20 protein-coding genes and 1 pseudogene are annotated in these 21117 nt (G+C 66.1%); 8 read left to right on the forward strand and 13 right to left on the reverse strand.

Annotated features, from left to right (window positions below):
- From WAZ62_RS18905 to cysQ, 4 genes are all read left to right on the forward strand, one after another.
- The coding region (locus WAZ62_RS18905) for a LysR substrate-binding domain-containing protein (RefSeq protein ID WP_422645086.1) at positions 1-303 on the forward strand (303 nt) is incomplete at its 5' end.
- 78 nt (positions 304-381) lie between these two features.
- On the forward strand, positions 382-1539 hold the full coding sequence (locus WAZ62_RS18910) for an iron-containing alcohol dehydrogenase (RefSeq protein ID WP_422645087.1): 1158 nt from the start codon (positions 382-384) through the stop codon (positions 1537-1539).
- A 12-nt stretch (positions 1540-1551) separates the two neighbouring features.
- On the forward strand, positions 1552-1989 hold the full coding sequence (locus WAZ62_RS18915) for an acyl-CoA thioesterase (protein ID WP_422645088.1): 438 nt from the start codon (positions 1552-1554) through the stop codon (positions 1987-1989).
- A gap of 87 nt (positions 1990-2076) precedes the next feature.
- Positions 2077-2865, forward strand: coding sequence for a 3'(2'),5'-bisphosphate nucleotidase CysQ (gene cysQ, locus WAZ62_RS18920; RefSeq protein WP_422645089.1), 789 nt, complete (start codon positions 2077-2079; stop codon positions 2863-2865).
- A gap of 3 nt (positions 2866-2868) precedes the next feature.
- On the opposite strand, the gene WAZ62_RS18925 is transcribed toward cysQ, so the two are convergent.
- Together WAZ62_RS18925 and WAZ62_RS18930 are read right to left on the reverse strand one after the other, a co-directional pair.
- On the reverse strand, positions 2869-3519 hold the full coding sequence (locus tag WAZ62_RS18925) for a LysE family translocator (protein WP_422645090.1): 651 nt from the start codon (positions 3517-3519) through the stop codon (positions 2869-2871).
- 19 nt (positions 3520-3538) lie between these two features.
- Positions 3539-5398: pseudogene (locus WAZ62_RS18930) on the reverse strand (AMP-binding protein); the annotation flags it as partial.
- 228 nt (positions 5399-5626) lie between these two features.
- Here WAZ62_RS18930 and WAZ62_RS18935 point away from each other — a divergent pair.
- A complete protein-coding gene (locus WAZ62_RS18935) occupies positions 5627-6646 on the forward strand; it encodes a glycerophosphodiester phosphodiesterase family protein (protein WP_422645091.1) in 1020 nt (339 codons plus the stop codon).
- Here WAZ62_RS18935 and WAZ62_RS18940 read toward each other — a convergent pair.
- From WAZ62_RS18940 to WAZ62_RS18985, 10 genes are all read right to left on the reverse strand, one after another.
- Complete coding sequence (locus WAZ62_RS18940; protein ID WP_422645092.1) at positions 6643-7479, reverse strand: SDR family NAD(P)-dependent oxidoreductase; 837 nt, start codon at positions 7477-7479, stop codon at positions 6643-6645. The genes WAZ62_RS18935 and WAZ62_RS18940 overlap by 4 nt on opposite strands.
- Before the next feature lies 1 nt (position 7480).
- Entirely contained in the window at positions 7481-8578 is a 1098-nt protein-coding gene (locus WAZ62_RS18945; protein WP_422645093.1) for a branched-chain amino acid ABC transporter permease, read from the reverse strand.
- Positions 8575-9474 carry a branched-chain amino acid ABC transporter permease gene (locus WAZ62_RS18950; RefSeq protein ID WP_422645094.1) on the reverse strand — a complete coding sequence of 300 codons (900 nt, stop codon included), beginning with the start codon at positions 9472-9474 and terminating at the stop codon, positions 8575-8577. The genes WAZ62_RS18945 and WAZ62_RS18950 overlap by 4 nt, the downstream gene beginning before the upstream one ends.
- 17 nt (positions 9475-9491) lie before the next feature.
- Positions 9492-10205 (reverse strand): ABC transporter ATP-binding protein, encoded by a 714-nt coding sequence (locus tag WAZ62_RS18955; protein WP_422645095.1) that lies wholly within the window; start codon positions 10203-10205, stop codon positions 9492-9494.
- 5 nt (positions 10206-10210) lie between these two features.
- Complete coding sequence (locus WAZ62_RS18960; protein WP_422645096.1) at positions 10211-11377, reverse strand: ABC transporter substrate-binding protein; 1167 nt, start codon at positions 11375-11377, stop codon at positions 10211-10213.
- Between the two features lie 29 nt (positions 11378-11406).
- Positions 11407-12204, reverse strand: a complete 798-nt coding sequence (locus WAZ62_RS18965; RefSeq protein ID WP_422645097.1) for an ABC transporter ATP-binding protein — start codon at positions 12202-12204, stop codon at positions 11407-11409.
- A 159-nt stretch (positions 12205-12363) separates the two neighbouring features.
- On the reverse strand, positions 12364-13065 hold the full coding sequence (locus tag WAZ62_RS18970) for a response regulator transcription factor (RefSeq protein WP_422645098.1): 702 nt from the start codon (positions 13063-13065) through the stop codon (positions 12364-12366).
- Positions 13066-13286: 221 nt separating this feature from the next.
- Complete coding sequence (gene fabG / locus WAZ62_RS18975) at positions 13287-14078, reverse strand: 3-oxoacyl-ACP reductase FabG (RefSeq protein WP_422645099.1); 792 nt, start codon at positions 14076-14078, stop codon at positions 13287-13289.
- 25 nt (positions 14079-14103) lie between these two features.
- Positions 14104-14514, reverse strand: coding sequence for a RidA family protein (locus tag WAZ62_RS18980; protein ID WP_422645100.1), 411 nt, complete (start codon positions 14512-14514; stop codon positions 14104-14106).
- Positions 14515-14531: 17 nt separating this feature from the next.
- Entirely contained in the window at positions 14532-15422 is an 891-nt protein-coding gene (locus WAZ62_RS18985) for a phytanoyl-CoA dioxygenase family protein (RefSeq protein WP_422645101.1), read from the reverse strand.
- 162 nt (positions 15423-15584) lie between these two features.
- On the opposite strand from WAZ62_RS18985, the gene WAZ62_RS18990 reads away from it, so the two are divergent.
- Both WAZ62_RS18990 and WAZ62_RS18995 read left to right on the forward strand, forming a co-directional pair.
- On the forward strand, positions 15585-16823 hold the full coding sequence (locus WAZ62_RS18990) for a GSCFA domain-containing protein (RefSeq protein ID WP_422645102.1): 1239 nt from the start codon (positions 15585-15587) through the stop codon (positions 16821-16823).
- A complete protein-coding gene (locus WAZ62_RS18995; RefSeq protein WP_422645103.1) occupies positions 16820-18028 on the forward strand; it encodes a hypothetical protein in 1209 nt (402 codons plus the stop codon). Before WAZ62_RS18990 ends, WAZ62_RS18995 begins: the two co-directional genes overlap by 4 nt.
- 19 nt (positions 18029-18047) lie before the next feature.
- Here WAZ62_RS18995 and WAZ62_RS19000 read toward each other — a convergent pair whose 3' ends face one another.
- A complete protein-coding gene (locus WAZ62_RS19000) occupies positions 18048-18863 on the reverse strand; it encodes a hypothetical protein (protein ID WP_422645104.1) in 816 nt (271 codons plus the stop codon).
- Positions 18864-19007: 144 nt separating this feature from the next.
- Between WAZ62_RS19000 and WAZ62_RS19005 the strand changes: the two genes are divergently transcribed.
- Positions 19008-21117 (forward strand): GSCFA domain-containing protein (locus WAZ62_RS19005; RefSeq protein WP_422645105.1); only part of this gene is annotated, 2110 nt, incomplete at its 3' end.

Below are 21117 nucleotides of genomic sequence, written 5' to 3' on the forward strand. Positions count from 1 at the left end.
GCGCAGACGATCGCGCTCAGCCCGCCGCTCGAGGTGAATGACGCCATGGCCGCCGTCGCCTCGGCGGTCGAGGGCCGGGGCGTGACCTGCGTGCTGTCCTATCAGGCCGACGCCGACCTGCGGGCCGGCCGCCTGGTCCGGGTGCTGGCGGATTTCGAGCCGCCGCCCCTGCCCGTCCATCTCGTCTATCCCGAAAGCCGGCTGGTGGCCGCCAAGCTGCGCGCCTTCGTCGATTTCTCGGCGCCGCGCCTGCGCGCCCGTCTTGCATCGCTGCAAGAGCCTGATGCGCCGGGCGGCGGTTGATCCGCCCGCCGTGTCGCGTCACAGTCCGCCGATAACGACGCAAGACGTCCGACAAAACGATTCTGGGGGAGCCGCGCCATGTCCGGGTTCATCTTCAACACGACGCCGTCCATCGTCTTCGAGGCGGGCGCGGCGACGAGGCTTGCGCATCATGCAAAGCGCCTCGGCCCCCGCATTCTCTTCGTCACCGATCCGGGCCTGCGCCGTCTCGGCCTGTGCGATCCCGCGCTGGCGGCGCTCGAAACCGCCGGCATTGCCCTCACCGTCTTCGACACGGTCGAGGCCGATCCTTCGCTGGAGACGCTGAACGCGACGGTCGCCGCCGGGCGGGCGGGGGATGTGACCGGCGTCATCGGCTTCGGCGGCGGCTCCTCCCTCGATGTTGCGAAACTCGCCGCCCTGCTGCTCGGCTCGGCCGAGGAACTGGATGGGGCCTGGGGCGTCGGCAATGCCAGGGGGCCGCGCCTGCCGCTGCTGCTGGTGCCGACCACGGCGGGAACGGGTTCGGAAGTGACGCCGGTTTCCATCATCACCGTGGGCGCCGAGGAAAAACGCGGCGTCTCCTCCCCCGTGATCCTGCCCGATATCGCCGTGCTCGATCCCCTGCTGACCCTCGGCCTGCCGCCGGCGATCACCGCGGCGACCGGGGTCGACGCCATGGTCCATGCGATCGAGGCCTATGCCTCGGCCAGCCCGAACAACAACCCGCTGTCCAGGATGCTGGCGCGCCAGGCCCTGCGGCTGATCGGCGCCAACATCGAGAAAGCCGTGTTCGACGGCAAGAATATCGAGGCGCGCGGCGCCATGCTGCTGGGCTCCATGCTGGCGGGCCAGGCTTTCGCCAATTCGCCGGTCGCCGCCGTCCATGCCCTCGCCTATCCGGTGGGCAGCCTGTTCCATGTCCCGCATGGCCTGTCGAACGCGCTGATGCTGCCCCATGTCCTGCGCTTCAACGCGCCGGACGCGGCGGGGCTTTACGCCGAGATCGCGGCCGATGCCTTCCCGATGCTGGCCGCCGAGGACAGCGCGCAGAGCCGCTGCGCCGGCTTCATCGAGCAACTGACCCTGCTCGCCGCCCGGATCGGCCTGCAGCCGCGCCTGCGCGATGTCGGCATCGGCGAGGATGCCCTGCCCCGGCTGGCGAGCGACGCCATGAAGCAGCAGCGCCTGCTCGTGAACAATCCGCGGGCCGTGACGGAAGGCGACGCCCTCTCGATCTATCGCGCCGCCTGGTAAGCCGGAGGTTTCATGAGTTCGCGTATCCCCCCCGCCACCCGTGACCAGTTCCGGGCCTTTCGCACCATCACCACCCGCTGGATGGACAACGACATCTACGGCCACATGAACAACGTCGTGCATTACTCATTGTTCGACACGGCGGTGAACGGCTGGCTGATCGAGCGCGGCGTGCTCGATATCCACAAGGGCGGCCAGATCGGCCTCGTGGTCGAGACCGGTTGCCGCTATCACGCCGAACTCGCCTTTCCGGATGTGATCACGGCGGGGATCCGGGTCGGCAAGCTCGGCACCTCCTCGGTCCGTTACGAAATCGCCCTGTTTCGCGACGGCGAGACGGTGGCGGCTGCCGAGGGGTTCTTCATCCATGTCTATGTCGACCGCGACAGCCGGCGGCCGATGGCGCTGGCGGCGCCGTTACGCGACGCGCTGGCGGCGATCGCTTATTAGACCGGGCGTGAGGCTTTCTCACATTGCCTTGGCGTTGGGGACCATTATAAACCTTCCAGCTGTTTTCGACCCTCGTATCGGATTGACATGCCCCGTCTCGACACCGCCACCCGCGCCGAACTGATCGTCGCCATCGCCGATCTCGCCGTCGCCGCCGGCGTCGAGATCATGAAGATCTACGAGACCGATTTCGATGTCCGCTCCAAGGGCGCCAATGATCCGGTGACCGATGCCGACGTCGCGGGCGAAGCCGTGATCACCGCCGGGCTGATGAAGCTGACCCCGGATATTCCCATCGTCGGCGAGGAAGCGGCCTCGGCCGGGCAGCTACCGCCGGGCAATCCCGCGACCTGGCACCGCTTCTGGCTGGTCGACCCGCTGGACGGCACCAAGGAATTCATCAAGAAAAACGGCGAGTTCACCGTGAACATCGCCCTGATCGAGGACGGCATCCCGATCCTCGGCGTCGTGTACACGCCGGCCAAGGGCTGGATCCATACAGGTCACGGCACCGGCACCGCCATGGTGCGGAAGCAGGGCCTGCCACCGCAGCCGATCAAGGTCCGCCCGGTGCCGCCCTCGGGTCTCACCGTGGTCGCCAGCCGCAGCCACCGCGACAAGGAAACCGACGAATTCCTGGCCGATCTTCCGGTCGCCTCGATGGTCGCCGCCGGCTCGTCGCTGAAATTCTGCCTGGTGGCCGAGGGTACGGCCGACCTTTACCCCCGCATGGGGCCGACCATGGAATGGGATACCGCGGCGGGCCATGCCGTCGTGCTGTCGGCCGGCGGCACGGTTTCCACCCTCGAAGGGGCGGCGCTGTCCTATGGCAAGCCCGAGTTCCGCAACCCGAAATTCATCGTCCGCGGCGGCTGAAGTTCAATTCGCCGCCGGCAGGAAGGCGGCGAACAGCGGGTGATAGATCAGGCTGGCCAGGGCCCAGAGGCCAAAGCCCATGATCGCCGCCCCCGAGATGCGGTTGATCAGCACGAGGCCCCGGGCCTCGAGCCGGCCGCGCAGCAGGCCGACGAGAAAGGCCAGGGTCAGCCACCACAGCACCGAGCCGGCGAAGACGCCGGCCACGGTCAGCGACGCCCCGGCCAGGGAGCCGTCGCCGGCCAGCCCGGTCGAGGCGAACACCGTGGCGAAGCCGAGGATGGTGATCGGATTGGTCACCGTCAGCAGGAAGGTGCCCGCCATGGCGTGCGGGATCGAGCCTTCGTCGGCCTTGAGTTCCCGATCCTTCGGCGTCGTGATCCAGGTGCGAAGGCCAAGCCCGATCAGGAAAAAGCCGCCGAACAGGCGCATCCAGCCGTCATGGGCCAGCATCCAGTCCGAAATCGCGGTCAGGCCGAAGGCGGCGATGACGGCGAACAAACCGTCGGCCAGCGCGCCGCCAACCCCGGCCATGAAGCCGTTCACCCGGCTAATATGCAATGTCCGGTGGATGCAGACCAGATTCACGGGTCCGACCGGCGCCGCAACGACATAGCCGACGATCAGCGCGCGGACGAACAGTTCTATATCCATAGGCCCCGGACACCACCCATCAGATCACGATCACGTCATTCCCCGGCGGATCGGCATAGAGCTTTTCGACGAGATGGGCCCTGCGGGTCAAGGCCGCTTTCTGGTTGATGTAGCCTTTGTCGGTGATTTCACCGCCGTCGAGGCTGGCCGGCTCGGCCATGAACAGCACCCGGCGGATGACCGTGGACGATCCCGGATTGGCCCGGTTGTGCGCGCGGACACCCTGGCGGACATGTTCGACCAGCTGGCTGGAGTTCAGCATGGTGTCGAGCGAGCCGAGGGCCGCCTCGTCCGTCACCACCTTGGGCAGGCCGACCCAGTTGGGCCAGGCCAGGGCCGCGACGAATTTCCGGTCGTGACCGCAGATCACGGCATCCTGGATAGCCGGCGCGGCGGCACCGAGCAGATCGACCCGCAACCGACCCGACTGCACCCAGGTGCCGGTATCGAGCTTGAAATCCTCCGCCACCCGGCCGTCGAACACGAGGCCAAGCTCGGGATGCTCGGGATCGAGGAATTTGGCGGCATCGCCGATCCGGTAGAAGCCGTCTTCGTCGAAAGCCTCCGCCGTCTTCTGCGGATCGAGGTAATAGCCGGGGGTGACCAGCGGCCCGCGCACCCGGACCTCATAGGTATGGGCGGTCGGCACCAGCTTCAGCTCGACGCCGGGCAGCGGCAGACCAATCATGCCGACCCGCTCCGACTCGCGGAACACGCTGGTCGCGACCGGCGCTGTTTCGGTGGCGCCCCAGCCGGTGGTGAAGATCACCCGCTCGCCCGTCACCTTGACGGCGAGAACCTGGAACCGCTCCCACAGGTCCTGCGACAGGGCGGCGCCGCCATAGGCGCAGAATTTCAGCCTGGCGAAGAAGTTCTTCGCCAGGACCTCGTCCTTTTCCATCGCCGACAGCAGCATGGAATAGGCGACCGGCACGTTCATATAGGTTGTCGGCGAGATTTCCCGCAGGTTGGCGATCGTCTCGTCGAACAGGCCGGGCAGCGGGCGGCCGTCGTCGATATAGAGGCTGGCGCCATTGTAGAGCGCGCCATGCAGATTCGCGTTGCCGCCGAAGGTATGGCTCCACGGCAGCCAGTCGACCGCGACCGGCGCCCCTTCCGCCGCCCGCCAGACCGCCTGATCGAGCACGAGCTGGCTCGCCATGCGGACATTGGCGCAGAGCATCCGGTGGGTGTTGATCACCGCCTTGGGCATCCCGGTGGAGCCCGAGGTGAAGAGATATTTGCACACGCTGTCGGGGCCGAGGGCCTCGAAGGCGGCATCGACCTCGGGGCCGACCGGGGTCGCCAGCAGGTCGCGGAAATCGGTCGCCGGCAGACTGCCCGGCGCGTCCTGGACATAGACGATCTCGCAGCCGTCGAGGTTCAGCTTGGTCAGCGCCGCCTCGAAGAAGCGGCCGTTCTGCACGAAGATGACCTTCGGCCTGATCATGTCGAAGACATAGACCAGCTTGGCATGGTCCATCGACATCAGCGAATAGGCCTGGCTGATCGAGCTGACGGGAACCCCGGCGGCGATGGCGCCATACATGATCAGGGCATGTTCGATCGAATTGCCCGACAGGACCATGACGGCATCGGACGGACCGAGACCGCGCGCCAGCATGGCCGCCGCGATCGCGTTCACATAGCCGAGGCCCTGGATATAGGTGACCTTGCGCCAGTCCCGCTCGGGGCTGCGCTGGGCCAGCCACAGGGTGTCCGGTTCCGCCGCCGCCCATTTGCGCAGCGGCACGATCATGTTGTGGTCGTAATCGGCCAGCGGCTCGGCAAGGCGCAGGATCATCTCGCCGTTGTCGCGGCGCTCGATCCCGATCTCGTTGGACAGATAGTTGACCTTGCGGAATGGCGGCTTCATGGCCTTCTCCCCAGATTTCGACGCCGGCTTCGCGCAACGCCCGGCTTATGGTGCGGGAGTGTGCAAACTCGGCGCCCGTTTGCAACTGACAAAATCGTTCGCAAACGCGGTATTTCCGGCGAAAGCGCGGCCCGACGCCGCATCGGGGCAAAATCACGCAATCGCGACCTTCATAGATCCGGCCGGGTCGGTTAAGGTCGGCGCAGTTTTGTCTGATGTGGAGAGCCGGTCATGCTTCGGCACTTGCTGCTTGCCGGCCTGGTTGCCCTCTCGTCCGGCCTTGCGTCCGTGGCGGCAAAGGCAGACGGGGTGCAGGTCTTCGCCCGGGACGGCGCCGCCGTCACCTTCCCCGAAGGGACCCTCGCGGCCTTCGATCTCGCCATCGCGCAAGGGGCCGATGGGCTCCGCGTCGATGTCTACCAGACGGCGGATGGCGTTCAGGTGATTCGCACCGCCCGCAATCTGGCTGAAAACACCGACGCAGCCGCCCTCCTGCCCGCGCCCGCGCCGCTGAAGGGCGAGCCGGCGCCGGTTGGCCGGCCGATCGATCTCACCTTCTACAGCGACTATGCCCGACTGACGGCGACCCAACCCATCGCGGGTCGCGGCACGCGTTTCGACGGCATGTTCCCGGCGCCGATTCTCGAGGACCTGCTGGTCCTGGTCGAGCGGCGGAAAATGGAGCGTCGGCGGCGGATCTCGCTGCTGATCGTGTTGCACGACACGGCGATCCATGCCGCGCGCGGCCGGCCGATGGAGCCGCGCCTGCTGGCGACCTTGCAGAAATACCGGCTGACCGGCTCGCCCGACGTGATGATCGGCACCAGCGAGCCGTCGAGCTTCGCCCGTCTCGGGGCGACCGGCGGCAATCCGCGGGTCTTCGTGCTCGGCCCCTCGACCGGGAGGCCCGGCGATGCCGCCCAGACCGGCGACCGCCGTACCTTCGGCGACTATCAGACGCCGGACGGCCTGCGCGCCGTGCGCAATTTCGCCGATGCCGTGCTGGTCGATGTCCAGGACGTCCAGGGCACCTATGCCGACGGCGGCGCCATGCCCGCCTCGACCATCGTCGACGATGCCCGGGGCGCCGGGCTTCGGCTCTTCGTCGGCGGCTTCGCCGATGCCGAGGACCCGGTGAAGCCCCGGCGCGAGGCGATCGCCATGTACCGCCGCATCATCGATCTTGGCGTCGACGCCATCGTGACCGACGAGCCGGCCCGGGCGACGGCGGCCCGGCGCGGCGGCCGCTAGGCCTCCCCGCCGGCGGACGGGGCGCGTTCCCCGGTCTCGTCATGCCGGGGGCCCTGTCCCGGCAGGGATTCGAAGACGCCGAGCGTCGCCAGCGTGCCGCCATCGACCGGGATATCGATGCCCGTGATGCCCGAGGCGACGTCCGAGGCCAGGAAGGCGACGGCCGCCGCGACTTCCCCGACTTCGACCAGGCGGCGCATGGGCACCCGGTTGAAGTTGTGCAGCATGTAGTCGAGCTGTTCGGGATTGAGGAAATTCTCGACCATGGGCGTCCGCACCCAGCCGGGGCTGACGGTGTTCACCCGGATACCGTGGCGGGCGAGCGAGGTCGCCGCATCCCGGGTCAGGCCGACGAGGCCGGCCTTCGACGCGACATAGGACGCCTGGGGGCCGTCGTAACCTCGGGCATCGATCGAGGCGATATTGATGATCGCGCCGCCGCCGTGATCCTTCATGCGCCGGGCAGCGCGCTGCATCATCAGGAAACTGCCGGTCAGATTGGTGCCGATCACCCGCTGCCAGCTCTCCATCGAGATGTCGAGGAAGGCGGCCTCCTCGACGATGCCGGCATTGTTGACGAGGATGTCGAGCCGGCCGAAGGCGGCATAGGCCGCCCCCACCACCGCCTCGACCCCGGCCTCGTCGGCGATGCTGCCGGCGATCGCGACAGAGCTGCCGCCGGCCGCCGCGATTTCGGCTTCGAGGCTGGTCAGTTGCTCGGTCGTCCGGCTGACCAGCGCGACCCGGGCGCCGAGCGCGGCGAGATGCAGCGCGATGCCCCGGCCGATGCCGCGCCCGGCCCCGGTCACCAGGGCGGTCTTGCCCTTCAGCATGTCAGCCCTCCCGCTTTCCGGCCACGAGGCGACGTCGGAGCATCGCGAAGACCTCCTCGATCTCGTAGCCGCCCATGAAGCCATCGGAGCGGAAGCACATGACGGCGACGATGATGACGCCGAGCATCAGGCCCGACAGGCCCAGCATTTCCGGAAAGGCGATGCCGAGGACCGTGATGCCGCCTTCAACGACGCGGATCAGCTCGAGAAGGACGGTGAGCAAGGCGACGCCGACCATGGCCCCGGTGACCGAACGCATCCCGCCGACGATGGCCATGGCCAGGGTCAGGAAGGCGGTATGGAAGTAGAAGGCGCGGGCGTTGATCGTGCCGGCGTAAAGGGCGTAGAGCGCCCCGGCACAGCCGACGACGGCCGAGCCCAGCACCCAGGCGATGAGCCGCAGGCGCTTCACGTCGACCCCCATCGCCTCGGCGGCGAGCGGATCGGTCGCGCTGGCGCGCAGCTGCACGCCGAGGCGGGAGCCCTTGAACATCCGGGCGACGACGAGGACGGTCGCAGCCGCGACGATGATCAGGCCAAGGCCGACCACCTTCGGAATGCCGAAGAAGGCTTGCGCGCCCCGGAACAGGTCGGTCCAGGTGACGAGCACGCCCTGCACGATGACGAGGATCGAAATCGTCAGGATGGTGGCGGCGATACCGGCGAGACGTACCAGGACGAGGCCGGTCAGGAGGCCGATCAGGCTGGTGAGCGCGACCGAGATCAGGAAGGCGTAAAGCGCCCCGACCTCGACCCCGGCAAGGCCGAAGGGTGCGTTGGGGATCATGCTCGCCTTGATCATCACGGGTGTCGCGAAGATCGCGGTGAAATAGGCGCCCAAGGCCATGAACCCGGCATGGCCGATGTTCACGACATTGGAATTGCCCATGAAGATCTGCAACCCGACGACGGCGATCAGATTGATGAAGGCGGTCGCGGTCAGGCGGATGATGAAGGGGCTGCCGAAGGCCATGACAAACAGGCCGATGGCGGCGGCGATCAGGACCAGCCACAGGGAACCCCGAAGGTTGCCGGCGAGGCGGGCGTCGAGGAACGGCCGGCTGCCGCGCGTGCGCTCGGCGAAGGCGATCGTGTTCATGCGGTCTTGTCTCCCAGCTCGACGCGGCGCCCGAGAATGCCTTGCGGCCGGAACACGAGAATGACGCCGACAATGAGGAACACCGAGGCATCGCGCAGGCCCGCCAGCTTGTCCGGCAGGAGGACGATCAGCAAAACCTCGACAAGCCCCAGCAACAGGCCGCCGACGACCGCCCCCGGCAGGCTGCCGAAACCGCCGAGCACGCAGGCGACGAAGGCCTTGAGCACGGGCAGAAGCCCCATGAAGGGATCGATCGCGCCGCGCCGCGCGATGAAGAAGATGGCGGCGATGCTGGCGAGCAGCCCCGAGATGGCGAAGGCGGTGGCGATCACCCGGTTCGCCCGCATCCCCATCAGGCGCACGGTGGTGAAATCGAGGGCCGCCGCCCGCATGGCGAGGCCGATGCGCGTGCCCTTGAGGAACCAGACGAGCCCCGCTATGGCGACCGAGGTCACGCCCACCTCGAGGAACTGCAGAATGGTGAAATTATGCCCGGCGACCTCGACCGTCTGGTTGAGCGCGGAAAGCTCGGGCACCGCCTTCGGCCGGGGCGAGACCATGAGAAGGAACAGATTCTGCAGGATGATGCCGACGCCGAAGGCGGTCAGCAAGCCGGTGGTCGGCGGCGCGTTGCGGACGGGACGGAAGGCGACCCGCTCCAGCACCAGGGCGACGAGGGTGACCGTCGCCATGGCGAAGACGACCAGCAGCCAGGGATCGGTCATGCCCATGGCCGCCATGGCGAACATGGCATAGCCGGCGACACCGATGAATTCGCCATGGGCGAAATTGACGAGGCCCATGACGGAGAAGACGATGGCGAGGCCAAGCGCCAGAAGCGAATATTGCGCGCCGATACTGAAGCCGTTCAGCGCCTGTTCGATCAGGTAATCCATGGCATATCCTTTCGGCGTCAGGCGACGAGTTCGCCGATATAGGCCTGCATCAAGGCGCCCGCTTCCTGCAGCCGGGCGGCGGGCCCGGCGTAGCGGCATTCGCCGGTCGAGAGCACATAGGCCCGGTCGGCGAAGCGCAGGACTTCATGGGCATTCTGCTCGACGAGGAGAATGGTCAGGTCGCGCTGGCGCAGGTCGCGGATCAGGCGGAAGATCTGGCCGACGATGCGCGGCGCGAGGCCGAGCGACGGCTCGTCCAGCATCAGGAGCGACGGCCGGCTCATCAGCGCCCGCGCGATCGCCAGCATTTGCTGCTCGCCGCCCGACAGGCTGCCGCCGGTCTGGTGCCGGCGCTCGGCGAGGATCGGGAACAGCTCGAAGCACATCTCGATGTCAGCGTGAAAATCCGCGCCCCTGGCCCGCGTGGCGGCGCCGAGGTCGAGATTCTCGAGGACGGTCAGATTGGCGAAGACCTTGCGCCCCTCGGGGGTCAGGGTCAGGCCCCGGCGCACCCGGCTTTCGGTGTCGAGCCGGCGCATGTCCTCGCCCTTGAAGCGGATGCTGCCGGCGGCCAGCGGCCGCAGGCCCATCGCCGCCGACAGGAGCGAGGTCTTGCCCGCCCCGTTGGGGCCGAGAAGGGCGACGATCTCGCCCTTCTCGACCTTCAGGGAGACATTACGCACGGCGCTGACCGGGCCGTAGTTGATGGAAACCCCATCGATCTCCAGCATCGCCGTCACTTCTTGAAGTGCGGCACGTCGGTCGGCACGGTCGAGGAAATCAGGACGGGCTTGCCATCCTTGAAACCCATGACCGGCACTTCCTTCACCGGGTAATGCCAGGGGTTATCGAAGGAAATCGTGGGCGCGGTCACGATCTCGAACGGGCCCTTGGTATAGATCGCCTCGAGCATGGCCTTTGGATCGGTCGAGCCGGCCGCCTTGGCCGCGCCGACCAGCAGCTTGATCACGTCGCCGCCGAGACCGAAGAAGGCACCGTTGATCTCGTAACCCCGCTTGGCGCATTCGGCCTGGAAGACCGCCAGCGAGCCGCCCGGCGTCGGGAAGCCGTGGGCGGCGAAGAAGACCTTGCCGTCGACATTGGCGGCGCCGCCGGCGACGCTGGCCAGGGTCGCGTCGTCGAAACCATCGGAGCCGAGCACCATCGTATCCATGCCCGCCGCGCGCAGCTGGCGGATCAGCACGCCAACATCGGGATTGATCGAGGAGATATGGATGGCATCCGGCACCGGGTTCATCGTCTTCAGCTTGGAGATGAAGGGTGACCAGTCGGTGATGCCGAAGCCCGGATATTCGATGGTGCCGGTGACCTTGCCGCCCAGCTTCTCGAAGACTTCGCCGAACCAGCCCGGCAGCGCCCGCGTCCAGGTGCCGGCGGCGTCGGAGACGAAGAGGACGGCCGTGCGCGCGCCGTGATCATAGGCGACCTTGGCGGTGGCGGCGGCATTGAACGGGTCGGGAACCGCCGTCGTCACGAAATTGCCAAGGCCGGTGGCGAACATCTCGACCTGGGTGTTCATCGCCGAGAAGGTGATGGCGTTATAGCCGGCGGCGAGCTGGGCGATGGGGATCAGGCTGTCGGAGGCGGGCGTGCCCGAGACGGCGACGACGCCGTCGTCCAGCATCTGCTGGGCGAGGGCGGTCGCCAGCTGCGGCTCGCTCTTGCTGTCCTTCACCTCGAGTTCGATCTTGTAGTCGCCGCCCGCCTCGTTCACGAGTTCGGCCATGCAGCGCAGGCCATGGGCGGCGGTATAGGGCGCCCAGTCGCCGGAAATCGATTCAGGGGCGCCGATCTTCAGGATCTCGGCCGCGCCCGCATTGGTCGCCGGCAGCAGCGCGCAAAGGGAAAGTCCAAGCCATTTCATGGGATCACCGGGCTTCATGGTCACGCTCCTGTTGGTCGAGGGGGGATTCAGGCGGCTTCGTCTTCTGACGCGGCGCCGATGTAGACTTCGATCACGCGGGGGTCCTGCAGCACCGCCTCGGGGCTGCCGATGGTCAGGATCTCGCCCATGTGCAGGACGGCGACCCGCTCGCAGACCCGGCGGATGAAACGCAGGTCGTGTTCGATCACGATGACGCCGCAGCCGAAGTCGTCGCGGATTTTCTGGATCAGGTCGACCAGCTGCTCGGATTCGGCGTCGTTCATGCCCGCCGCCGGCTCGTCGAGCAGCAGGTAGGATGGCGCGAGGGCCAGCGCCCGGGCGATTTCAAGGCGCCGCTGCAGGCCATAGGGCAGCGTCGTCGCCAGGCGATCGGCGAGCGGCAGCAGGCCCATGCGCGAGAGCAGGTCGTCGATCTCGTGCAACGCCGGCCCGCCCTCGCGGTGGCGCGAGGCCGTCGTATGCGCGACCTCGACATTCTGCCGGACGTCGAGATTGGCGAAGAGGCGGATGTTCTGAAAGGTGCGGCCGATGCCGGCCCTTGCGCATTCCGGCACCGTCAGGCCGTTCATGACGCGGCCGTCCATGGTAACCTTGCCCGTATCGGGCCGCAGGGTGCCGGTGATCAGGTTGATCAGGGTGCTCTTGCCGGCGCCGTTCGGCCCGATGAGGCCGAGGATCTCGCCCGCGGCACAGCGCAGCGAGACATCGCGCACGGCATAGACCCCGCCGAAGCGCTTGGACAGGCCGACGATATCGAGGCAGGGACCCGCCTGGGCCGACAGGCCTTCGGGCGCATTCACGTCACTCGATGGCAAGGCCGTCATCGGGTAGCTCCTCTTCCGCTACGATCTGGTAGGGGAAGCGTGGGGCCCGGGGCCGATCCGTCGCAATCCACCTTAGGGTGGAACGGATCTTGGCGGCGGAGATCTTATAGATTACATCGGCGGATCGCGACTGCCTGCGATTTGATCACCGCGCGGAACTCAGGGCAGCTGGATCCGCGCCAGGAAGGCGATGATGGCGGCACGATTCTCAACGCCCAGCTTGTTCAGGATGTTGATGACATAGGTTTTCACGGTCGCGAGACCGATGCCCATGATCTGGGCAATGGCCAAATTCGACGCCCCGTTTTTGAGCAGATCCACCACTTCGATCTCGCGCGGGGTCAGGCCATAACGCAGCGCCAGCAGACGGCCCTGCCGGGCGGCACGCACCCGGGGGTGCATCTTCAGATTGAATTCCAGATATTCCCGCATGGCGTCCCAGTTGAACGGACGCGACGAGAAACATTCGGCGCAGGGCCCGTTCAGCACGGCCAGCAGGGCGAAAGGCACGCCATCGTTGCGGAAGATGAAATTCACTTCGTCGTGAATGCCATAGCGGCGGAGGAAGTCGTCGTGGAGGCGGTTCCGCTCCTCGGGACATCGCGCCCGCTCCGTCGCCAGGAAGGCGACATCGGCGACACCGCAGGTGATCTCGAAAACATTCAGCGGATCATGGACATAGCGGCCGTCGAGGTAATCGTCCATCAGGCCTTTGCTGACGCCGGCCGTGGTGTAATCGGCGATGCTCGCGTTCGTGTCGAACCAGCAGAAGATGCTTGCCGGCGCATCGAGGGATGAGGCGGCAAAACGAATGGCTTCGTCGACGATCGACGTGGACAGGTAGTCATCGGCCATCTGCATGGGACAAACTCCTTCACTCGTACAATTGCACTTCGCCCGCGGCTCCGGCCCGCTTCGCTCCCCGGCTTCGGCTGTTGCGATTTAGATTATTTTCAATAAGCAATTCACATGCCAAACGATCGCCCCGCCCGATCACCGGCCAAAGAAAAACCCCCGGTCACCGGGACCGGGGGTTGGGAAGTCGTGTGCCTGCTTAGGGGGGGGGGGGGGCGGTAAGTCGATCAGGTCAGGCTGGCGCTCTCGTCGAGGGCCATTTCGAATTCCGGCAGGGTCATGCCGCCGTCGATCGACAGGGCATGGCCGGTGACATAGGCCGCCTCGTCGCTGGCGAGGAAGAGCGCGCCATTGGCGATCTCCTCGACCTTGCCGAAGCGCTTCAGGGGCACCGCCGCCGTGATCCGGCCGAGGAATTCCTCGGGCAGCCCGGCGAGGCCATCGGTCATGATCGCGCCCGGGATCACCGCGTTCACGGTGATGCCATAGCGCGCGAGTTCGATCGCCGCCGTCCGCATGAAGCCCAGCTGACCGGCCTTGGACGCGCCGTAATGCGCCCAGCCGGGGTAGCCGGTGACCGGCCCCGTGGTCGAGGAGGTGATGATGATCCGGCCCCGCCCCCGCGCCTTCATCGCCTTCACCGCCGCGGCGGTCGAAAGAAAAGTGCTGCGCAGGTTGGTGTTCATCACCCGGTCGAACTCCTCGACCGTCATGTCCTCGATCATCGCCGCCGGATAGATGCCGGCATTGGCGCAGAGGATATCGAGACCGCCGTAAAGCTCGACCGCGCGATCGACCATGCCCCGATTGCCGTCGAGGGTGGAGACATCGGCGGCAAAGCCCGAGGCCGTGCCGCCCGCCGCCCGGATGTCCTCAGCCACCGCCTCGGCTTCGGCGAGATTGCGCGAGACGACGAGCACGCGGGAGCCGGCGGCGCCAAAGCCACGGGAAATCCCGCCGCCGATGCCCTTGCTGCCGCCGGTGACGATCACGCTGCGGCCGATGAGCGATTTGAACATGGTTTGTCTCCTGTCGCCGACGGGATCAGGCGTCGACGGCGATCGCGGTGATTTCCAGCAGCTGGTCGGGATGCACGAAGGCCCGGACCTCGACCGTGGTCGACGACGGCCGGTGCTCGCCCACCCAGGGGCCGAGAATGGCGGGCATCACCTCCATGAAACCCTTGATGTCGGTCGTGTAGAAGGTCCAGGTGACGATCTTGGTGCGATCGAGACCATCGGCCTTCAGGCAGGCGTCGATGACATCGAGGACATAGACGAGCTGGGCCGCCATGTCGCCGGTGCCCACCAGGTCGAGGCTTTCCAGTGAGCCCTTCAGGGGGGCGACACCGGCGTAATAGACCGTGTCGCCCGCCCGCACCGACTGGCGGAAGGCGAAGGCATCGAAGACATCCGCCGCGAGATAGCCGACGTCGGGATTGGTGCGCGTGATCATGATCTGGGACTCCGGATTCAGGCGGTGGTGCTGTCGACGAGCAGCTTCCTGGCGTCACCGACATAGCCGGCTTTCTTCGCCATGATTTCGGTGTTCAGGACCCTGCGCTCGGCCGGCGGATGCAGGACCGTCATCGGATCCTCGAAATCGCCGACGTAACCCATGGCGAAACAACCCATCTGGTAGCCCATGACCTTCAGCAGGTCCTCGGGCAACGTGCGGGCGATTTCGATCGGCGTGGTCAGATACTGGTTTTCTTCCTGGCGCACCCAGCCCACGGCATAGGTGATGTTGATCGCCTGGCGCAGCCGGTCCGACTTGTTCTCGCCCGCGCCGTGATAGATCTTGCCGGTATAGAACAGGGCGGAGCCGCGCTTCATGACCGCCGGGATCGAATCCTCGACGGTGTATTCCTTGTCGGGCTGGCGATGGCTGCCGGGAACGAGGCGCGTGGCGCCCATCTCCTCGGTATAATCGGTCATGGCCCACAGAAGGTTGCACTGGACTTCATAGTCCGGCGGGAAGGGGAAGAAATCCCAGGCGACCTGATCGCGGTGAATGGGCTGCGCCTTGGAACCCGGGAAGACGCTGATGATCTGGGTCAGATGCAGCTGGAACGTCGTCGCATGTTTCAGGAAATCGCCCGCGGCGCCGATCGCCGTCGGGTTCATGATCAGCTCCCGCGCGGCGGGGGAACGGGCGATCATCGCGCCCGTGCGCTTGGTCAGCTTGCCGACGAAACCGTCATCGCCATAGAGCGAGGCGTTGATATAGGGCCCCATCTCGGCTTCGATGCGATCCATCAGGGACTCAGGCACCAGATTGTCGACGATCGCGTAACCATGTTCGCGCAGGGTGGCGGCGACCTCTTCGGGCGTCGCGGTCGAAGGCAGGTGAATAGCTTCCATCTTCGCGTCCTTTTCATTAAGCCAACTTCGATGTTGAAAAGCCTCGGACTTCGGCCCGGCAGCGACAATCCACCTTCCGGTGGACTGGAAGCCGCGGGCACATTTCAATTCGCAGGGGGCGCCTTCGCCGCTATGATCGGCGCGCATCAGGGGGGCAGGGCGATGAGCGATTCCGCGACCGGCGACACGACCACGGCCGATCAGGGCAAGGTTGTGGACGGCCGGGTGGAAGTGCGGCTGGGGGATACGAAACTCGGCCTCAACTACACGTTCTACCGGGGTGAAGGCGCGCGGTTCCTGCCGATGCGGGCCGGCATGGCGGCGCCCGAGGGTCTCGCCCTCCAGGTGCTGGAAGGCTGGATGCCGGCCGAGCCCTTCATCGACCAGGACACGACCATCGTCGCCTTCGGCTCGTGCTTCGCCGGTCATATCGGCCGCTATCTCAGCAACCTTGGGTTCGATGTCGCCACCCGCAAGGACGACAAGGCCTATGTCTCGAAGCTGGGCGACGGCATCGTCAATGTCTTCGCCATCCGCCAGCAGTTCGAATGGGCCTGGGAGGGCCTGTCGCCCAGCGTCGAGCTGTGGCACGGCTACAAGGCCGAAGAATTCGGCTATGACGAGGAGGTCCGAGTCCGGACCCGCGAATTGTTCGATGCCGCCGATGTCTTCATCATCACCCTCGGCCTGTCCGAGATCTGGTACGACGAGCCGACGGGCGAAGTGTTCTGGCGGGCCGTGCCTTACGAGAAATTCGACCCGGCGCGCCACAAGTTCAGGGTCGCCTCCTCGGCCGAGACGCTGGACAACCTGCGGCGGATCCATGACCTGATCCGCAAGCATCGGCCGGAAGCGGTGATCGTCTTCACTGTCTCACCCATTCCCCTGAGCGCGACCTTCCGCCCGGTGTCCTGCGTGACGGCCAATGCCGCCTCCAAGGCCCTGCTGCGCGCGGCAATCGACGAATTATACCGCGAGCGTCATCCGGCCGACCCGAAGCTGTTCTATTACCCGGCCTATGAAGTGGTCACCCAATGTTTCGACCGGCCCTTCGGCGACGATTTCCGTCATCCCCTGTTCCATGTTCTCGACGTGAACATGAAGGCGTTCGAGCGCTATTTCTGCCGGACCGGCCTGACCGACGATGATCTTGCCGCCGTCTTCGGCGAGGCCAAACGCCTCGACCGCGCCCTTGGCCTCGAGGACAGCGGACCGCTCCGGCACTATATCGACGCCATGCTGGCGGATTGGGCCGCCCGGACCAAAGACCCGGCCAAATTCGACGTCGAGGACCGGCAGGCGCGCCTCGCCCGCAAGGCGGAACTGCGGCGGGAGCGTGAACTGCAACGGGCCAGCCGCATCGCCGGGCGACAGGGCGCCAGCGAGAGAGAGCCATCGTGAGCATCAACGCCGCTGTACTGCGTGAGATGACCTGCGTCATCGCCAGCGAATTCCTGCCCAAGGGCCTGCGCGTGTTCGACCACAGCAAGGGCGAATGGCCGCTTCTGGGCATGATCGAGGGCGTGGCCAGCGCCAGCGCCAGCGCCGGGGACGCCGACCTCGTCGCCTTCCTCGGCGCCGCGGAATTTTCCAGCGACCTCGGCGCGGAACTGTCGACGTTCCGGGCCTCGGGACTGCCCGTGGTCTGCATCCTGTGTCTCGCCGGGGATCCGGCGGACTGGCCGATTCTCGAGGCGGGGTGGAGCCGGACCTACACGGCGGAGGAATTCGACGCGATCGCCGACGCGGCGGGCTATCAGGTAACCCTCAAGGTATTTCCGGCCAACGGCCCCGCGGCGGCCTGCCTGCTGCTGCCGCCAGAAGCCGACCCGTCGGCCTGGTGGCTGGAGCCGGGCATCGAGGCCCAGCTCAAGTCCTACACCTCCCGGGGCGAGCGCCAGATCGAGAAATACAGGGCTTGGCTCGCCACCGGTCGCAAGGGCGTGGACTGGCGTTTGCTGTCCGAACAATGGCGCGTGCGCGCCTCGATCGCCGCTTCGATGATTCCACCCGGCCTCGCCCTGCTCGACGTCGGCTGCGGCGCCATGTATCTGGAGGATGAAGCGGCACCGCGTCGTTACATTCCGGTCGACATGGATGCGCGCGACGCGCGGACGCGGGTCGTCGACCTGAACCAGCAAGCGCTGCCGACCGAATGGATCGACGAGGTCGATGTCGTCGCCCTCATGGGCGTGCTCGAATATATCAACGATCCGGTGGCGCTGCTGAAATCGATCGTCGGGCGGCGAAAGCCGCTTCTCTGTTCCTACAATGTGAACGAGGCCCGTTCGGCGAGACGAGATCTCAAGCCTGGACGCTGGCGGAACGATTATACCTCGGAAGAAATCGAGAAACTGTTCACCGATATCGGCTACGCGATCACCGACAGCGCGCTTTTCACCGGCAAGCAGAAGATCTGGCGTCTCGATCCGGTGACCGAAACCGGCCGGCCGGCGCTCCCCTTCGGGCCAGGCCGCGAGGGGGCGCCGCCGATCGTCCACGACCCCGTGCAGGAGCGGAAGGAAGCGGCCCGCAAGGCACGCATCGACCTCAAGGCCGAACGCATGGCCGAGCGCGAGGCGAGAGTCCGCAACCGTCGGACCTGATCGGCGTTGGAAAAGCGCGTCAGGCGCTTTCCGCCAGCGGGCCGTCTTCGATCACGACGGTGGCCTTCGGATAGAAACGAGCGTAGAAATCCGCGAAATGAGCGAGCACGGCCTCCTGGTCCCTCGCGCTCATCTCGCGGCGATGGCGCATCGAGACACCGACATTCAGCTTGCCATTGGGATTGGCCGCCGCCTCGGCGAAGACCGTCGCATATTTTTCGCGCGGCAGCGCAAGGCCCAGTTGTTCGCAGATAGCGGCGATGGTGATATCCGCGTTGAAAGCGGTGTTTTCATAATCGAGGAAGATCACTCCGCGCGCCGTGCCCCATTGATAGGCTGATTCGAGATTCACCTGCAGGGGCTCGAAGGCGCTGGTGACGTCGCCGAGGCGAATGCCCGTCCGGTTCGGCCGGCCCAGCTTTTCCTTTCGCGAGATGACATCCAGCATGGACAGGATGATGTCGCGCGGATCACGCAGGGCGACATGACACAGGCCCCGCCCCTCGTTGATCAGCTTCAGGATCTCCGCCCCCGGCCCCGCGTGGGTGCGCAGCAAGACGATCCGCCCGTCCGGGATCAGGCGATCCATGGCCGCGACCACATCCGGTGTCCAGTCGTTGACATTGTTGGTCAATTCGCCGTGGCGGCCGTAATTGCCATTGCTTTTGATATCGCCGCGATCCTGCGCCGACAGCGGCATATGGGGATGGCCCGCGGTTTCGAGCAGATGCCGGGTGAGATTGGCCGTCAGGGTGGAGCCGGCCTTTTCGAGACCGAAGCTGACATAGATCATCTGTACCCTGCCCCCGCTGTCGCCGTCCGCTTCGAACGGCACCCTATTTCCAGCAAACTAGCGTGAGATAGCGGATACCGCAAAGTCTTCGATGCCCGGCAGGCAGGAGTACGCATCCTTCTTTATCGTCTGCTACACTGCGCGGCGGCTTCTGACGAAACGCCAGCCCTGGGGGGGGCACACCGAATGTCGAGAGAGTATGAGGCGGATACTTCGAGCCAGGCCGTGGATGACGACGATGGCAGCGGCTCGGACGGCCAGATCAGCGTCACGATCGATGGCAAGAGCGTCACCCTCGCCAGCAGTTTCTTCCGGGGCGACACCACGACATTCCATCCTCAGCGGCAGGAGTTGCATTCGCCGGGCGCCGTTTCCCGCTATTTCCTGAGCGGGTGGGTCCCGGAGTCGTCACCCAGCACCGGCGGCGAGAATGTGCTGATCCTTGGCGAGGACATCGCCCCCCTGCTCGCCGCTGCTTCGCGGAACCACGGGCTGAGCGTGCTCGATGCCGCCGGCGGCACCGACGCCCGCAGCCCCGAGACCTTGCGCAAGACCATCGAATCCGCCCTCGCCCCCAAGAGCCGCAAGGCGCAATCGAAGAAGAGCGCGGCGATGGCCGCCGCCATCGCCGATGCCGACATTATCGTGCTGGCCCTGTCGGAATGTTCCGCCGGGCGGGCACTCCATGCCGAGATGGTGGAGGATCTGAATCGATCCTACGAACTGCTGCGCGCCGCGCGGCCCACCAGCCATATCGTCCTTCTGGCCTCGCCCTGTCCGCCGGCCCGGGTCGAGGGTGATCAGGCCCCCGCCATCACCGTCACCGCCGCCAAGGCCACGCTGCGCAGCACGGTCGATGAAGTCTATCGCCAGCACTCTTCCGCCGACGAACGTCTCGGCTATTTTCCGGCCTTCGAACTCGTCAGCGCCGGGCTCAACTATCCCTACACGGCGGACCGGCGCACCCTGGCGGATCACACCGTCAGCCTGCTGCAGGCGGCCTTTGCCCGGGCCTATGGCGCGGGCTTCGATGATGACGCGCTGGCTGCGGCCCATGTCCAGGTCCGTGCCGCCGATATCGAGGCGGGCCTCGCGATGCGGCGACTGGCGGAGAGCATCGCCCCGGACGCCCCCCTGGCCGCCCCCGGGACCTGGCCCGGAGAATTGGAACTGCTCGCCGACAGAAACCTCGACGCCTTCGCGTTCAATGGCCTGATGCCGAAGCAGCCCTTCATCAACGCCGACCGCACGGTGATCGCCTTCGGCAGCTGCTTCGCCAACAACATCAGCCGCTATCTGAACTCGATCGGTTACAACGTGGCGACCCGGCGGGATGCCATCGCCTATGTCTCGCGCATGGGCGATGGCATCGTGAACACCTATGCCATCCGCCAGCAGTTCGAATGGGCCTGGGAGAACCGCAAGCCGCAGGTCGAGCTGTGGCACGACTACAAGGCCACCGAATTCGGCTATGACGAAGGGGTGCGCCTGCGCACCAAGGAACTCTTCGACATGGGCGATCTCTTCATCATCACCCTCGGCCTGTCCGAGGTGTGGTATGATGAAGTAACGGGCGAGGTCTTCTGGCGCGCCGTGCCCGCCGACAAATATGATCCGTCACGCCACAAGTTCCGCATGATCGATCAGGCGGAAAGCCTGGCGAACATCACCGCCATATATAGCCTGATCCGCAAGCACCGGCCGGGTGCCAGGATCGTCTTCACCGTCTCGCCGATCCCGCTGATGGCGACCTTCCGCGGCAAGGCCTGCATCGTCGCCAGCGCGGTGTCGAAGGCCATCCTGCGCAGCGCCATGGACGAATTTCTGGCCACCGCGGGCGCCGAGGACAAGGATCTGTTCTACTTCCCCGCCTATGAAGTCATCACAGGCAGCCTGCACGAGCCCTTCACCATGGATCTGCGGCATCCGATGCTGCACACGATCCTGTTCAACATGAAGGTCTTCGAGCGGCACTTCTGCGACACCGGCATCACGGACAAGGAAATCACCGACTTCATGGCGGAGGTTCGCTACCGCGATTACGCCCTGAACAGCGACGAGCGGCCCGCGATCTACCAGGCCATCCATCGCGAACGCGAGGAGTGGCAGAACGACGAGATGGTGCCCTGCATCGAGACCGTCGCGCGGCGGAAAGCCCGGGAAGACGTCATCGAGGCCCGGGCGGAAGAACGCGCCTCCGCCATCGCCCAGCGCAAGGACGAGGCGGAAGCCAAGCGGCTGGTCGCCGTCGCCGCCCGCGAGGCGGGCGCCGAAGCGCGGAAGCGCGAGGCGGAAC

It is taken from the genome of Zavarzinia sp., assembly GCF_049306435.1.
In the GTDB taxonomy this organism is placed as follows: domain Bacteria; phylum Pseudomonadota; class Alphaproteobacteria; order Zavarziniales; family Zavarziniaceae; genus Zavarzinia.

Bases quoted from the DNA above. Each gene is read 5' to 3' on its own strand.
- WAZ62_RS18910 (WP_422645087.1), top strand. From the start codon at position 382: ATGTCCGGGTTCATCTTCAACACGACGCCGTCCATCGTCTTCGAGGCG.
- WAZ62_RS18915 (WP_422645088.1), top strand. From the start codon at position 1,552: ATGAGTTCGCGTATCCCCCCCGCCACCCGTGACCAGTTCCGGGCCTTT.
- cysQ (WP_422645089.1), top strand. From the start codon at position 2,077: ATGCCCCGTCTCGACACCGCCACCCGCGCCGAACTGATCGTCGCCATC.
- WAZ62_RS18925 (WP_422645090.1), bottom strand. From the start codon at position 3,519: ATGGATATAGAACTGTTCGTCCGCGCGCTGATCGTCGGCTATGTCGTT.
- WAZ62_RS18935 (WP_422645091.1), top strand. From the start codon at position 5,627: ATGCTTCGGCACTTGCTGCTTGCCGGCCTGGTTGCCCTCTCGTCCGGC.
- WAZ62_RS18940 (WP_422645092.1), bottom strand. From the start codon at position 7,479: ATGCTGAAGGGCAAGACCGCCCTGGTGACCGGGGCCGGGCGCGGCATC.
- WAZ62_RS18945 (WP_422645093.1), bottom strand. From the start codon at position 8,578: ATGAACACGATCGCCTTCGCCGAGCGCACGCGCGGCAGCCGGCCGTTC.
- WAZ62_RS18950 (WP_422645094.1), bottom strand. From the start codon at position 9,474: ATGGATTACCTGATCGAACAGGCGCTGAACGGCTTCAGTATCGGCGCG.
- WAZ62_RS18955 (WP_422645095.1), bottom strand. From the start codon at position 10,205: ATGCTGGAGATCGATGGGGTTTCCATCAACTACGGCCCGGTCAGCGCC.
- WAZ62_RS18960 (WP_422645096.1), bottom strand. From the start codon at position 11,377: ATGAAGCCCGGTGATCCCATGAAATGGCTTGGACTTTCCCTTTGCGCG.
- WAZ62_RS18965 (WP_422645097.1), bottom strand. From the start codon at position 12,204: ATGACGGCCTTGCCATCGAGTGACGTGAATGCGCCCGAAGGCCTGTCG.
- WAZ62_RS18970 (WP_422645098.1), bottom strand. From the start codon at position 13,065: ATGCAGATGGCCGATGACTACCTGTCCACGTCGATCGTCGACGAAGCC.
- fabG (WP_422645099.1), bottom strand. From the start codon at position 14,078: ATGTTCAAATCGCTCATCGGCCGCAGCGTGATCGTCACCGGCGGCAGC.
- WAZ62_RS18980 (WP_422645100.1), bottom strand. From the start codon at position 14,514: ATGATCACGCGCACCAATCCCGACGTCGGCTATCTCGCGGCGGATGTC.
- WAZ62_RS18985 (WP_422645101.1), bottom strand. From the start codon at position 15,422: ATGGAAGCTATTCACCTGCCTTCGACCGCGACGCCCGAAGAGGTCGCC.
- WAZ62_RS18990 (WP_422645102.1), top strand. From the start codon at position 15,585: ATGAGCGATTCCGCGACCGGCGACACGACCACGGCCGATCAGGGCAAG.